This window comes from Variovorax sp. Soil_C_19 (assembly GCF_057657255.1).
On sequence record NZ_JBDGIV010000007.1, the window covers coordinates 202,385 to 216,157 of the forward strand.

At 66.6% G+C, this 13,773-nt stretch carries 15 protein-coding genes and 1 pseudogene; 7 read left to right on the forward strand and 9 right to left on the reverse strand.

Features of this window, described 5'->3' with window-relative positions; genetic code table 11:
* The first annotated feature begins 5 nt into the window (after positions 1–5).
* Positions 6–848 carry a DMT family transporter gene (locus tag AC3A6R_RS16510; RefSeq protein ID WP_487860193.1) on the forward strand — a complete coding sequence of 281 codons (843 nt, stop codon included), beginning with the start codon at positions 6–8 and terminating at the stop codon, positions 846–848.
* Between the two features lie 190 nt (positions 849–1,038).
* On the opposite strand, the gene AC3A6R_RS16515 is transcribed toward AC3A6R_RS16510, so the two are convergent.
* Both AC3A6R_RS16515 and AC3A6R_RS16520 read right to left on the reverse strand, forming a co-directional pair.
* Positions 1,039–1,644 (reverse strand): helix-turn-helix domain-containing protein, encoded by a 606-nt coding sequence (locus tag AC3A6R_RS16515; RefSeq protein WP_487860192.1) that lies wholly within the window; start codon positions 1,642–1,644, stop codon positions 1,039–1,041.
* A gap of 145 nt (positions 1,645–1,789) precedes the next feature.
* Positions 1,790–2,233 (reverse strand): chorismate mutase, encoded by a 444-nt coding sequence (locus AC3A6R_RS16520; RefSeq protein WP_487860191.1) that lies wholly within the window; start codon positions 2,231–2,233, stop codon positions 1,790–1,792.
* 387 nt (positions 2,234–2,620) lie between these two features.
* Between AC3A6R_RS16520 and AC3A6R_RS16525 the strand changes: the two genes are divergently transcribed.
* Positions 2,621–3,346 (forward strand): acyl-homoserine-lactone synthase, encoded by a 726-nt coding sequence (locus AC3A6R_RS16525; RefSeq protein ID WP_487860190.1) that lies wholly within the window; start codon positions 2,621–2,623, stop codon positions 3,344–3,346.
* On the opposite strand, the gene AC3A6R_RS16530 is transcribed toward AC3A6R_RS16525, so the two are convergent.
* The gene (locus AC3A6R_RS16530; protein WP_487860189.1) at positions 3,267–3,974 is read right to left on the reverse strand and encodes an autoinducer binding domain-containing protein; all 708 of its coding nucleotides are present in this window, start codon (positions 3,972–3,974) and stop codon (positions 3,267–3,269) included. The genes AC3A6R_RS16525 and AC3A6R_RS16530 overlap by 80 nt on opposite strands.
* A gap of 309 nt (positions 3,975–4,283) precedes the next feature.
* Here AC3A6R_RS16530 and AC3A6R_RS16535 point away from each other — a divergent pair, with 309 nt between their 5' ends.
* Entirely contained in the window at positions 4,284–5,258 is a 975-nt protein-coding gene (locus AC3A6R_RS16535) for a GlxA family transcriptional regulator (RefSeq protein ID WP_487864944.1), read from the forward strand.
* A gap of 66 nt (positions 5,259–5,324) precedes the next feature.
* Here the strand turns inward: AC3A6R_RS16535 and AC3A6R_RS16540 are convergent, their stop codons facing one another.
* From AC3A6R_RS16540 to AC3A6R_RS16555, 4 genes are all read right to left on the reverse strand, one after another.
* Positions 5,325–5,726: a DUF6194 family protein gene (locus AC3A6R_RS16540; protein WP_487860187.1), complete on the reverse strand. Its 402-nt coding sequence runs from the start codon at positions 5,724–5,726 to the stop codon at positions 5,325–5,327.
* Positions 5,727–6,068: 342 nt separating this feature from the next.
* Positions 6,069–7,085 carry a hypothetical protein gene (locus AC3A6R_RS16545; protein ID WP_487864945.1) on the reverse strand — a complete coding sequence of 339 codons (1,017 nt, stop codon included), beginning with the start codon at positions 7,083–7,085 and terminating at the stop codon, positions 6,069–6,071.
* A 275-nt stretch (positions 7,086–7,360) separates the two neighbouring features.
* Entirely contained in the window at positions 7,361–8,479 is a 1,119-nt protein-coding gene (locus tag AC3A6R_RS16550; protein ID WP_487864946.1) for a Fic family protein, read from the reverse strand.
* Between the two features lie 221 nt (positions 8,480–8,700).
* Complete coding sequence (locus AC3A6R_RS16555; protein WP_487864947.1) at positions 8,701–9,237, reverse strand: helix-turn-helix domain-containing protein; 537 nt, start codon at positions 9,235–9,237, stop codon at positions 8,701–8,703.
* Positions 9,238–9,519: 282 nt separating this feature from the next.
* On the opposite strand from AC3A6R_RS16555, the gene AC3A6R_RS16560 reads away from it, so the two are divergent.
* A complete protein-coding gene (locus AC3A6R_RS16560) occupies positions 9,520–9,792 on the forward strand; it encodes a helix-turn-helix domain-containing protein (protein WP_487864948.1) in 273 nt (90 codons plus the stop codon).
* 985 nt (positions 9,793–10,777) lie between these two features.
* Here AC3A6R_RS16560 and AC3A6R_RS16565 read toward each other — a convergent pair.
* A pseudogene (locus AC3A6R_RS16565) lies at positions 10,778–11,320 on the reverse strand (ParB/RepB/Spo0J family partition protein); the annotation flags it as partial.
* A 26-nt stretch (positions 11,321–11,346) separates the two neighbouring features.
* Positions 11,347–12,156 carry a ParA family protein gene (locus AC3A6R_RS16570; protein ID WP_487860184.1) on the reverse strand — a complete coding sequence of 270 codons (810 nt, stop codon included), beginning with the start codon at positions 12,154–12,156 and terminating at the stop codon, positions 11,347–11,349.
* A gap of 401 nt (positions 12,157–12,557) precedes the next feature.
* On the opposite strand from AC3A6R_RS16570, the gene AC3A6R_RS16575 reads away from it, so the two are divergent.
* The 3 genes from AC3A6R_RS16575 to AC3A6R_RS16585 are packed head-to-tail and all read left to right on the forward strand — an operon-like array spanning position 12,558 to position 13,767.
* A complete protein-coding gene (locus AC3A6R_RS16575) occupies positions 12,558–12,908 on the forward strand; it encodes a hypothetical protein (protein WP_487860183.1) in 351 nt (116 codons plus the stop codon).
* Between the two features lie 6 nt (positions 12,909–12,914).
* Positions 12,915–13,385: a TrbC/VirB2 family protein gene (locus tag AC3A6R_RS16580; protein WP_487860182.1), complete on the forward strand. Its 471-nt coding sequence runs from the start codon at positions 12,915–12,917 to the stop codon at positions 13,383–13,385.
* Between the two features lie 16 nt (positions 13,386–13,401).
* Entirely contained in the window at positions 13,402–13,767 is a 366-nt protein-coding gene (locus AC3A6R_RS16585) for a VirB3 family type IV secretion system protein (protein ID WP_487860181.1), read from the forward strand.
* The last annotated feature ends 6 nt before the right edge of the window (positions 13,768–13,773 follow it).

Here is a 13,773-nt window from a genome sequence, read left to right on the forward strand (position 1 = left end):
GGGGCGTGGCCCTCATGCTTGTAGCGATGGCGTGCTACATATCGAACGACACCTTCGTCAAGCTCATCGCCGACCGGCTTCCTCCGGGGCAGATCCTTGCCGTACGTGGCGCATTTGCGAGCGTCCTGGTGATTTCCGCCACTGCCCGCGCGTGGGGCGGCTGGCATCACCTCCTGCAGCCTGTCATGGGCGTGCGGTGCGCGCTGGAGGTGGCGACGGCGCTCGCCTCCGTCGTCGCGCTCTCGCTGGTGCCGCTGGCCGTCGTGACATCGCTCATGATGACCGCACCATTGCTCATTGCCATGGCCGCGATGGCGCTGCGATGGGAGCCATGGCGCAAATGGCGCGTGCTCGCCGCAGGAACCGGTCTTGCGGGAACCCTGCTTGTCGTCAGGCCATCGCTGGAGGTCGACGTTCCGACCGTCGGCATCGTCTGCGCGCTCCTGTGCGCCGTCTCCCTCGCCGCTCGGGACCTTGTGACCCGGCGCATGGCCGCCTCTATCCCCTCGGCGGCGATCGCGAGCGCCACCACGCTGGCGGTCGCGATCGTCGGCGGCCTCATGGGCCTCGGGGAGCACTGGCGCGCGCTGGAACCTCATGAGCTTGCGGCGCTCGCTGCCGCCGCGGCATGCGCCGCAGCAGGCAACTACGCGCTCATTGCAGCCTGCCGTGGCGTGGACCTGTCGATCGTCACGCCATTTCGCTACAGCATCATCGTCTGGGCCGTGCTGCTGGGCTACTTCGTCTGGGGCGAAGTGCCGGACCTGGGCGCGATCGGCGGCATCGTGCTGATCGCGGTGGCAGGCGCCTGTGCGGCATTCTGGAGCCATCATGACCGGGGGAATTGAGCCAGCGGGTACCTGCGGGGCCCCGCTCGTGATCCCTGACCTCGTCGTCCACGACGGAGCCAATCGCCACGAGACACTGCACGCAACCTGAGGCGCGTCGCTTGGCTGCGCGCGCAGCGACACCGCTGCAACCCTCTTGGAGCGACAGTGCAGCGGCACGATCCAGGGGCTTTCCAAAGCCGACGGAAGGTCAGTCGCGCAGCGAGAACACGACACTGAGGTAGGCGACGGGCGGTTCATGGATGGCCTCGATGCCGTGCAGCGCACTCGCCTCGAACAGCAGCGAGTCGCCGCTGCCGAGCTCGACCACCTTGGCGCCATAGCGATAGCTCACTCGCCCCGAAACCATGTACAGGAACTTGAGCCCGGGATGCTGGAAGCTCACGTAAGGCTCGGCCTCCTCTTCGAGACGCACGAGGTACGGTTCGACGAAGAGGTTGCCCGACAGCAGATGCCCGAGCAGCTCGTAGCCGTAGCCGGCGACGGCGCCGATGCGGTCGATCCGAATGCCCGTGCCTGCCGGCACATGGCAGAAGTCGGTGCGGTCGAACTGGTCGGAGAAAAAGCGCGACATCGACACGTCGAGGCCACCCGCGATGCGATCGAGCGTCTCGACCGAAGGCGACACCAGGCCGCGCTCGATGCGAGAAAGCATGGACCGGGAGATGCCGGCGTTCTGCGCGAGTTCGCCGCCAGAGGCACCCGAGGCGATCCGCAGGGCCTTGATCTGTGCGCCGATGCGCGACGCCGGGGCGCTGCGTGCAGGCAGCGCTGGCGCACGAGCGCGTTGAAGCAACGACGCCGGTAGCCTGAGGGGCCGGGCGGTGGGAAAGGGCGATGCCACCTGCTTGCGTGCCATCGGATTCAATGCGTCCCTGCGTCGCTTGGCCTGCGCGAGTGGCGTGCGAAGGTAGCGTGAGCCTTTTGTCGGACCGGCGCCATCAGGCACTCCGCCGCGCGCGGCAGATCTCGTCCTCGAGCCGGCAGCTTTCCGCGATGACGAGGTTGTAGACGGCGCGCACGAAGCCCGGCCGAAGGCCATGCACGGCGGCAAAGGCCGCCGCCCGCAGATGAACGAACCCGATCCTCGCCGGTTGAAGCATCGGGATCGCATGGGCCTTCTTGTGCAATCCGATCCTCGTGCAGATCTCGAGCCGCTGTCGCAGGTTCTCGAGCAGCCGGGCATCGATGGCATCGAGTTCCGACCGCATGTCTTCGAGCCGGCGCTGGGCATCGTCCGGTGCAGTGGTCGAGCCGGAACCGGACGCACCCTTCGGGCGGTCCGGTGGTGAGGTTGCGCACAGAGCAATGTGTGTCATGGTGGTCTTGTTGACAGAGTTTCGAACAGGGCTGCGGGTCGGGCGCCAATGCGCGGCGTGCGTCATGCGGAATCAACTCAACGGTCCGGTATGTGCCCGGTACATGGACGAAAGCGAATGCCGGCGATAGATGATTCATTTCGCCGGCCTTGTCATCAAGGCTTGCATGTGGAACAACAGAGACCCCGATCTGCAGCGGCCTTGCAGGAGGTCTCAAATCATCCATCCTCCTCGGAGGCCGAGGCTGCCGGAGACGCGCGGCAGTGATGCTTGTTCATCTCATGCAATGTGCAGGCGCCGCGGCGTGGCGTGCGTGGATTGATCCGAGCACGGCACGGCATCGGATTCGCCTCCCGTCGCGCCGCGCCGAGCCACGCCGGCACTATGAACATTGGTAGTGCCGGCGCCGCTGTCATCCCGATGTAATGCAGCCTCACGCAGAAAGGGGACGCCATGGACATCATCGCTGGAACGCCCGAGCAATTGCCGTCGGAGTTGCTCTCCGACATGGCCCGCTACCGGTACGAGGTCTTCGTGGAGAAGCTAGGCTGGGACCTGCCGACGCGTGGCCGTCTGGAACTGGACCAGTTCGATCGTCCCGACACCTGGTACCTCATCGCGCGCGACGCGGCGGGGGCCATCGTCGGCACGGCGAGGCTGCTTTCGACGCAGCGCCCCTATCTGCTCGCGTCCGTCTTTCCCGAACTGCTGGGCGGTGCGCCGGCGCCGAACAGTCCCCGCGTATGGGAACTCTCGCGCTTCGCCGCTGTGGACCTCGGCGCAGCCCGTCGAGAAAGCGGTGGTGCCGACGTGCCTTCGACTGCGCTCGCGCTGCTGGCGCGGGCGATGCGCGTCGTCGCCAGGCAGCGCGCACGGCAACTGGTCAGCGTCTCACCGGTCGGAATCGAAAGGATCCTGCGCAGGGCCGGCCTGACTCCGCGACGCGTCGCGCCGCCGCTGCGAATCGGTGACCAGTACCTGATGGCCTGCCTCATCGATGTCGATGCGCGCTGGTGCCCACCGGGCGAGACGATCTGCGCGCCGGCGGCGGCAGCGCAGGCCCGCTCGCGGCGCGCCCCGCTGAGCGCCGCCGCGAGCTTCAAAGTAGGCCCAGGCGCGCCGCGCGCGCCACGGTCGCGTTCTTGTTGTTGGCCCGCAGCTTTGCCATCGCGTTCTTGACATGAAAGTTGACCGTCGCTGTCGAGATGTTGAGGATGGCCGCGATCTCTTCGCTGGTCTTGCCGTCGGCCGTCCAGCGCATCACCTCCCACTGCCGCGCAGTCAACGGCTCCATGTCGGCCAGTGGGCTCCTGCCGAGGTACGGCGAGAGCGCGCAGTGAGCCGTGTTCACCAGCCATCTGAGCAGCGGGTCGTGCGCGCGCATCTCCGACTTTGTCAGCCGGTCGCTCGAGCGCGCGAGCGACAGCATACCGACGCGCCCGTCGGGCTCGAAGACCGACTGAGCCCAGCCGACACGCAAGCCGAACGATCGGGCCTCATCCCACATCTGCGGTGCCTTGCCGAAGAGTTTGTCGCTCCAGACCACCGGCTGGAGGCTGCGCGTTCCATGCACGACGGTGGGGTCCACCTCCACGTAACCCGCATCCATGTAACGCTGGCGCCATCCCTGGTCGTAGTTGCTCAACATCTGGATGTTCAGCCGAGTGAACGGGAACGGCATGCGGATTCCGTAGGCGCAATGCTCGAACCCCAGGTGCCTGGCAGCGATCGTGATCTGCTCGAATGCGCCGTGCGCATCGCTCGCCCTGGTGAGCCGCGCAAGCACCCGTTGCGTCCAATCTTTCATGCGGCGCCTCCGCGCCCGTGGCTTGGCGATGTGCCTTCGCGACGGGGCCGCCATGGCGGGCCCAACGCACGGCCGCAGGACTGGCGTGGAGGTCGGAGCGACGCACTGGGATTCATGGCCACTGATGCCGTTCGACAACTATGATCGGCGCAGTCTAGAAGCTGGCTGCGTGCGCAGCCCACAGATTCACCACGATTTCTGCCAATTGGGAGACTGTCCCGCTCCGACACGGCAACGGCCGATCGAATCGGCCTTCCAGGACACTGCCGGGCCGCGACCGCTCCATGAGGGGAACATTGCCCACCAGTGATGCACACGGTCTCGTTCCTGCTGCTCCCCGGATTTTCGCTGCTGGAAGTCAGCGGCGCACTTGAGGTGCTCAAGATCGCGAACGGCCTCGCCGAGATGACCGCCTGCACAGGCCCCTACCATGTACGGCTGATCGGTACGGAACGCGAAGCGGTGCAGAGCTCGAGCGGCGTTGCCATTGCCGCAGCAGCATTGCCGCGGCACTTGGGCAAACCTCCGCAGACACTTGTCGTGGCCGCCGGTCCCGGCGCAGCAACCGGAACCTTCCAGCGCGAGGCCTGGGCACGCGCTCGCGAATGGCTCGCACGCCATCAGGCACATGTGGAACGGGGGGCCGTCTTCGGGACGGCGGCACTGCAGCTTCTCGCGGAAGCCGTGCGCACGCCCCCGGCCCGGCTTGGCGCGAGGAGCCCCGAGGCCCGCCACACCGGCTCCGCGGCTGCGGACCGCAGCCGCTGGGTCTCTAGCACCTGCGCCACAGGCATCGACGTGGCGCTCTCGTGGATCGAGCAGGACCATGGAAGACGCTGGGCCGAGGCCATCGCGGCGCGGCTGCCTGCGCCGGGCAGCGCGGCCTACGCCCCCTCGGGCTTTCGCAGCATGCTGATCGAGCGGCCTGCGCGCGAGGAGCGCATCGCACAGCTGCACCTGTGGATCACGCTGCATCTGCGCGAGCCGCTCACCGTGAAGCGGCTGGCGGCCCAGGCATTGATGTCCCGGCGCACCTTCGCGCGCTACTACCGGCGCACGACGGGCTTCACGCCGGCGCGTGCCGTCGCGCAGATCCGGCTCGATGCGGCATGCCGCCTGATCGAGTCAAGCACGCGCCCACTCAAGGCCATCGCTGCGCAGTGCGGGTACAGCTCGCACGAGGTGATGCGGCGGGCCTTCGTGCGCAACCTCGGCATGGCGCCGGCCGAGTACCGGCGGCAGCAGGCGCTGGCCCAGGCAAGATATAGACAAGGCGGCGCGTGAGATGCGAATCGAGCGAAGCCACGTAGGTTCGGGCTTTCTTGCCTGTGCCGCGATTGAAGGCTAGTACTAGCGCGTGTCCCTTGCGGCCGCAAGGGCGCGGGCCTTGCTGATCAACGGCTTGACGATGCCGAACGTTTTTTCGCTCGGGTTGATCACGCTGATCCAGTACATCTTCGCGTAGAGCGGATGGGGCATCAGTTCGTCGAGCGCGGTGAAGTCCACACCGGCAGCCTTCGGTGCGCCGAACAGCGCACGAAACGTTTCCTTGTCGATGCCGATGTTGAGGCGAAAGACGCCCGATCGGTTGAGGTTGGAGGCACTGTCGAATTCGTCGTCCCTGGTGACGATGGTCGCGAAGGGGAACCTGTTGTCGGTGCCGTGGAGGAGAAAGGTGTTCTCGTCTGCGACCTGGAAGTGGCCGCCGCCGAGTGACTCGATGATGTATTGCGTGATGTCGTCTTCGCTCATCGGATCACACGTTGAATCATGGGTTCCATGCCGCGGGCGCATTCACCCGCGACGAGGTCGATCGAGCAGAGCGCTGCCGCTGACGCCGCGCGGGAGCCCCGGCCGCCCATCCGAGCGGCATGAAGTCGGGCCGGCGCCGTAGGTCGTTCTGGCAGATGGTCAAGGGCTCGTCGCGATCGCTGGAGAACGCCAGCGCAGACGCGCCGGAATCGATTGCCGCGCCCTTGCCCAGAACGCCTAGAACAATATGGCGAGCAGGATGATCACGGGGATCGGAACCCCGAGCAACCAGAGCAGAAGTGAAGGCATGGTGATCTCCTTGTGATTGATCGAACGGCTTCTTCAGAGGTCGCGACGGCGCCCGCCATACGTGGCGGCGAAGCTCGCAACGAAGGCGCCGATGAAGAGCGACACCACCATCCACAGCGAGGCGTACGCCGATGCCTTGCGCGCCGCATCGGCGGCCTGCTTGGCCTTCGCCTGCGCGTCGTCGCGCGCCGCACGGGCCTTGTCGAAGATGTCGTTGACCCGCTTCTCGGCTTCGGGCTGGCTCAGGCCCGTGCGCTGGGCGACGAGCTGGGCTGCGTAGCGCGTGTCTTCCGCGGGCAGCGCGCCATCGCGCATGCCGTTCGCGAAGATGCGGCCGATCTCCGCGTGGGCCGCAGCTGCATCGGGCGGGGGCGGCGGCGCTGTCGTGGCGATCGGCAGCGATGCAGATGCAGTGCTCGTCTCGTTGGGCGCCGCGGGTACCGGGGGGGCGGCGGATGCAGGGGCCACCGGGGGCACCGAGCCTGCACCGCGCGGCTCCTGACGGAACAGCGCATCGATGTGATAGCCCATCGGGCCGGGGCCGCTGCTCGACGCCGCTTGCGATCCACCGGCGCCCGCGCCAGCAACCGTCGCAGCCGCGGCGGCACCGCCTGCAACCGTGGCGCCCGCCTGAGCGCCCGTGCCCAGCATCGAGCCCACCACCGAGCTCAGGAGCCCCGCCGTCAGCAGCGTGGCCACGGCCCATGCAAGGAAACCATGTGCCGTATCGCGGAAGAAGACCTCGTCCGTGTGGATGCCGGCCCATTTGGTGCGAAGCCGGCCGGCCAGGTAGCCGCCCAGGCCCGAGGCTGCGAGCTGCATGAAGGAAAGCCAGAGGATCGTGGCGATGCCGATGGTCGCCGCGCTGGCGCCCTGGCTCGCCCAGGGGCTGATCGACGACATCCCGAGCCCGGTACCGAGCAGCAGGAGGACGAGCGAGAGCGACGCGGCGCCTGCGGCGCCGGCGAAGATCGCGCCCCAGGACACACCGCTCTGAGAGGTCGACGCTTCGACCACGCCGACAGGGGGATTGACGCCGTACTGGGCCATGGCAGCTCCTTTTTTTGTTGAGCTGAGACTTTTTCCCGGGCGTGCGCTGCCATCCGTCGGCATCATCCGCAAGGCTGGGTAGGCAGTGATCCCGAGGGCAGGACCAGCGATCTCTTATAGCGGCATGACCGCCGGCCTCCGATGGAATCAACACCCGACAGCTGGCGCTTGACCTCCAGGCGCTCGCGCACTTTCAGAAGACTGACCGGCGGATGCGCCGCGCCATCGCGCAAGTACTCCTGGCAGTCGGCCTCGCCTCCGACGGTCTCCGTGGCCTAGTGGCCCGCGAGCTCGTAGCCGGTGCTGCGCCCGCCGCCGGGTGATTTCTTCAGCACGCCCAGCTCCAGCAACTGCGTAATATCGCGCAACGCAGTATCCGGCGAGCACTTGGCGATGGCGGCCCACTTGCTGCTGGTGAGTTTGCCCTCGAAACCGTCGAGCAGGCGGTTGAGCAATTTCACCTGCCGTTCGTTCAACGGCACGCCCGCCCAGCGTTGCCAGAAGTGCGCCTTGGCCAGCACGAGATCCAGCGTGATCTGCGCGCTAGCGATGGCGCGTTGCAGCGTGCCGAGGAACCAAGACAGCCAGCCGGTCACGTCGAGCGTGCCCTTCTGCGTACGCTCCAGCACGTCGTAGTAGTCCTTGCGCTCGCGCTGGATCTGCGCCGAGAGGCTGTAGAAGCGCTGCGGGCTGCCGTCGGCGCGGGCGAGGAACAGGTCACCCACTGCGCGCGCGATGCGCCCATTGCCGTCATCGAAGGGATGCAGCGTGACAAACCACAGGTGCGCGAGGCCTGCCTTGATGAGCGCCGGTTCGCCGGCGTCCTCATTCGCCCACAACAGAAATTTCGCGATTTCGCCGGACAGCACAGCGGCGGGCGGCGCCTGGTAGTGAACCTTGCGACGGCCCACCGGGCCAGACACCACCTGCATCGGCCCATCGGCATCGTCGCGCCACCGGCCGATGGAGATTCTGCTCATGCCCGAATACCCAGTCGGTAAGAGCGCCGCATGCCAGCTGAACAGGCGCGCGACGGTCAGCGGTTCGGCACTACGGGAAGTGGCGTCGAGCACCATCTCCACCACACCTTCAACATGCCTGTCCACCGGCGCGACCGCGCCGATGTCTACACCCAAGCGACGCGCGATGGACGAGCGCACGGATTCGACGTCGAGCACCTCGCCTTCAATTTCGCTGGTCTTGACCACGTCTTCGGTCAGCGCGGCGAGGCTGGCTTGCCCGCGCAGCGCCAGTCCCACGTCGGCCAGACGCCCGAGCAGCATGCCCTGGGCGCGGCTGACCTCGGTCAGAGGCTTGGTCAGTGCTGGTAGGTCGTAGCGCCAATCAGGCCAGTCGCCCGCCTCCCAAAGGTAGAGGTTTTCTCCGTAGAGCATGCGGAGATTAAACACGGGATTCGCCGCAGCAGCAATATTTGCCGCGTTATGTGCGGAGAATGCCGCTGCCAATCACCGCATCGGCATAAGCCGACCTCCGGGTTTCGACCACGAGCTGCATCGTTCCCGTTACTCACATCTGCAGGCCGCTCAGAGCTTCGACGCCGGCACATCGAACAACGCGAGCGAAGGTCGGTCAGGACCAGGCCCAGCTTCCGCTCTTACTCTCGCAGCGTGAACACCACTGACAGATAGGAGATCGGCTGGATCCGGATCGCCTCAATCCCGTGCAGCACAGCCGCATTGAACAGCAGCGAGTCCCCTGTCCTCACATCGCTCACCTTGGCGCCGTATCGATAGCTGACCTCCCCAGACAGGAAGTACAAGAACTTCAGGCCCGGGTGCTGGAAGGTCACGTAGGGATCGGCGCCGGGCAGGAGCGTGACCAAATAGGGTTCGACGAACAGGTTGCCCGACAGCAGATGCCCCAGCAATTCATAGCGGTAGTCCGCCACCGCGCCAAAGCGGTCGACAAGAACACCACGTCCAGCCCGCACGTGGCAGAAGTCCGTGCGCCGGGCTTGGTCGCTGAAGAAGCGCGACGTCGGCACGTGCAAGCCCTGCGCGAGACGCTCCAGCGTCTCCACCGAAGGCGAGACCAGACCGCGCTCGATTCGCGAGAGCATCGAGGGGGAAATCCCAGACGCTTGCGCCAGTTCGCCGCCAGACACATCGGCCGCCATGCGCAGCGCCCTCACCTGGATGCCAATGCGTGCTGCGGAAAGACTGCGTACGGCAGGAGCGGATTGCCTCGGTCGGACACGTGTCACGGAGACTGGCAGCCACAGAGGGTGGGCTGTCGGCAGAGGCGAGGCACGTTGTCGATGCGACATTCGAATTCGTTGACAGCGGTGAAAGCTTTGAATCCGGCAATTGAGGCCGCCCGTTCGAGAGCCGATCCATTGCTGGCAAGGCGGACGCTCCTATTATGTACCATACAAGCGGGTGCATAAAGAGGTCTTGGCGGCGAAATTCGTCGCATGCGATCAACGCAGGATCCCGCACTGCTGAAAGCCTTTGCAGCTGAGCTGAAAGCTCGGCGGGCCGTGCGTGGATTCAATCAGGAGGAACTCGGATTTGCGTCGGGCCTCAATCGCACATTCATCGCCAAGTTGGAAACGGCCACGACCAGCCCTTCATTGACCAGTCTTATCTCCTTGTGCAACGGACTCGAGGTAGACCCCTCGGAACTCATGAGCTCGTTGATGAAGCGGTACAAGAAGGAGTCGCGGACCAGGTCGGCCGCCGGGTAGGATGTCTCGCCCATTCGAGGGCAAGCGCCCCCGCGCAAGCTTGGTGGGCGGGCAGCTCGGCAGCTGATGCCTCCGGCAGACCAGACCGGGCGCAGGCTGCAGGTGCTGACGCGCCGGATCCAGATGTCGGCGTCGCTGGCCCCGTATGCGATCAGTGGCAAGCCCGTCGCAACGGCAGCGCCGGCTCCGCAGCAATGGCTCCAGCCACCGCTTCGCAGGCTCTGCCCCTGCAGAGGCTCGAGTGCATCAGCCCAGCAAGGTCCAGCTCGGCGAGGTGGATGCGCGAACGGCAGAGATGCCCATGCACAGTATGCGGCGCATAGATGGTCGCAGTGTTGCGACGCAAATCGTGAAGGCGCACTCAGCTGGGGTCAGGACTTGCGTCGGTCACCAGCGAATCTCGGCGTGCCTTCCTCGTTACCGCCCCGCATCTCGGCGTCTCGTGCTCGCCCTCTTTGCTGGGCGGCGGCACCTCCATCCGACCGCCATGGTTCGCGCGGCACTGCAACGTCTTGAGCTCCGCAATCAGCGAGAGCATGTGGACCCGTCTTTTCATCATGGCGCGACTGTAAGTGAGCGTCCTTCTAAAAAGAAGGAGAAAGTTCACATATTCGCCAGTTGCATTTGCCGCTTACGGCCGCCGCGACGACTCTTCTTCCGTGGCCCAGCACACGAGCCGCAGTTCCTGGAGCCTCACGCAGTCGCTGGAGCCATCGCCGAAGCGGACTTCCGCCATGTCGTTGTCGCGGGCCTTGAGCCTGAGCGTTCCTCGCCGGCCCTTGTGTTCGACCACCAGCACTGTGCGGCCGCCACTGCTCGCATGAACGGGCCGGATGGGAACGTTGGCGGACGGCATGGACGGCTGAAGCGGCCGACCGCCACTCGTGCGCCCGAGCGCCGCCTCCACCGTGCCGCGCGTGATGGAACCATTGCCCTGGAGCAGTGCTGCGGCCTTCTCCGGGTCGGTCCTTGCTACCAGGGAGAGCTGGTAGATCACGCGCAAATCGGTCCCGAGGCGGCCTGAATCGAAGGCCGAGCGCACCTCCGCAGGCGCCCCGATCAGCGCCGCCGCCTCGGAAATGAAGGACCGCGGCTTGTTCAGCCTGCGCGCGATCTCCGCGCGCGTGTGCCCCTCGCGCTCACGCTCGGCGATGAAGCGCGCGAGGTCGAAGGGCGACATGTTCTCGCGGTGCAGGTTCTCTGCGGCCTGGGCGTATGGATCGATGCGTGCGTCGAGGAACGCGGGGATGGACGTCAGACCCGCGCTGAGCGCGGCGCGCACGCGCCGCTCGCCGCGGTTGACGACGTACCGCCCCGTCGCGCCCTGCGTATGACGCAGCGACACCGGCTCCAGCACGCCGTGCGTGCGGATCGATTCCGCAAGCTCGGCGAGCGTCTGCGTGTCCACCGTGCGCCGCGGCTGTGCCGGATCGAAATCGATCAGCGACAGGGCAACCTGCATCGGCGCGCCTGCGTGCGCCGGCACCGCCTCGGCGAGGAGATCGCCGGCCTTGAACTGCGCGAGCATGCTCAAATCCAGTCCGCCCGCCGTACTCACGGCACACCTCCATCCCCGTGTGCGTGCGCCCGCGTGTCGGGCTCCGTCGCGCACGGGCTTGCGATGCGCTGCCAGAGCAAGTCGAATACCGTGAGCAGCTCGGCGCCGGATTCCCGCGCCGAGCTCTTCGCGAGCTTCCACACCGGAACGCCCTCGGCGAGAGCTTCAGGAATGGCCGAGCGCGTAGAGATCTTCGCCGGCAGCACGAACTCGGTGTAGTTCGATACGAGTTCCTGCAGCGCCGCCTTCTGGCGCACGGAGTGCGGATTGAAGCGGTTGGCCACGATGCCTGCAAGCCGCAGCCGCGGGTTGTAGCGCCGCTGCACGCCGAAGACGGTCTTGAGCATGTCGGTGACGCCGTCGATGCTGTACTCCTCGAGCTCGATCGGACACAGCACGCTGTCGGCCGCAATGAGCGCAGCGCTCATGCGCAGGCCCAGCGCGGGCGGCGTATCGATCACTACCCAATCGAACACATGGTCAAGCACGGCGACGTGCCCGCAGAAGGCGGGGATGACCCCTTCGGGCTCGGACAGCTCGATGTCCGCGAGCGCCTTGCTGCCGCCGAGCAGCGTGATGCCAGAACCTTCCGGCCTCGACCAGGCGAGGGGCTCGGGTGAAAACAGCGCGCGGGCCTCCACGCCGCTCGCGAACCGTCCGAGCGACTTCGAGCTGTTGCACTGGGTGTCGAGGTCGATCAAGCACACCCGCATGGCCTGCCGTTCGGCCAGCCAGTGCGCGTAGAGCACGCTCAGGGTCGACTTGCCGACCCCACCCTTCTGGTTGCTGAAGACGATCACGCCCATCCATGACCTCCGTTCGATCGGTGAAGATTTCCTCCGGTGATGTAGCCGATAGCACGCGAACGAGCCACTCTCAACTTTGATAGTGGCACCCCAGGCCCGCGGTCCTACCATGCCGCCCATCCAAGCATCGAAGACATGCTTGCGGACTCCAGGGCGGCGCGGATCGTCGCTCCTGGCCGGCGCGCGTCGTGTCTTCGTTCAGATTGTTCGTTCGCAGTGCCCATGGCTCCCCGTGGCGCTGCACCGCACTGAATGGAGCATTCGCCATGCAAGCTCGGGAGCTGCACTGCACCGCCAGGCCAGCGAAATCCCTGGGGTGGCTGCCACTGGCAGCCTGCCTGGGCCTCGCCCTTTTCATCGTGCCCGCACGGCCCGGGGCGACTGCCGTGGTGGACGCGTCCATGCAGACATCGCGTGACGACGAGCGGGTTCGCATCCTGCGCCATGAGCTCGCTCGTACCGAAGCGCTCGCGGCGCAGCTCGCGCAGCGCGAGGCCGAACGTCTCTCGGCAGGGGATGCGGCGGGCGCACAGGAGGCCCAAGTGCAGCGCTTGCGCGCCATGCGCGACATCGACGCGCTCGAGCGCGAGATCGCCGCGGCCACTGAGCGCTCGCCGCGCACCTCGAAGGACACGGCAGCGCGCGGGCGCGCGGCGGCCGGATCCCCGCGGCCGGCGTGGTGGGATGTGTACGGCCGCCCCCGGCGTGGAGGTGCCGCTGCGTCGCTGGTTTCCGATGAAAGCAAGGAGTAGTTCCGAATGCCTGCCTTGACCCGCTCCCACACCTGCGCTGCCATCCCATTCCCTGCGCGCCGGCGGCGTCCTGCGCCCTACGGTGCCCGCCTCGCGGCGGCCGTGCGCTCGCAACGGGTGCGGCTCGAACAGCCTTCTCGCAACGGTCGTTCGTTGCGCAGCACAGTTGAGGTCGTCCGTCCGGTCGGCAGAGAGCGTCCATGGCGGCGGATCCTGCGCAGGTGCTTGGTCTTCACGCTGCTCGCACCGTGTCTTGCACTTGCGGGCAGCCCGTTCGCCACCGGGGCCGCCGCAACACAGACACAGCTCGTCGCGATACTCACGCCACTCGCCGCCGTCGCGGTCATGGTCGCGGGCGTGATGGCCTGGTTCGGCCGGATCAGTTGGTGGTGGATGGTCGGCGTCGTGATCGGCACCGTCCTCGTCTTCGGCGGACCCCAGATCGTCTCGTGGATCCGCGGCATGTTCGGCGTCTAACCCAGGCGAGGCAGCCATGGACCGCAACCAGGGTCTTGTCGCGGACACGCTCTTCGTCGGAATGACGCGGCCCTCGATGGTTTGGGGCGTCACGTACTCGGCCATGATGTTCAATGTGGTGGTCACCGCCGAGTCGTTCATCGTGACCAAGAACCTGGCATGGCTGCTGGCCTTTCTGCCGCTGCATGGGCTGCTCTATCTGCTGTGCCTGCACGAACCCCGCTTCTTCGACCTGCTGCAGCTCTGGGGGCGGACCCGCTGCCCGGCATGGCTTGCGGGCAACCTGCGCCATTGGCGGGCCAGCTCCTACAGCCCGCTGGTGCTCGACCTGCCCGACGCACGGGGCCGCCGGCGTCGTCCGCCGGATGGCGTCCGGATCTAGCAGGAG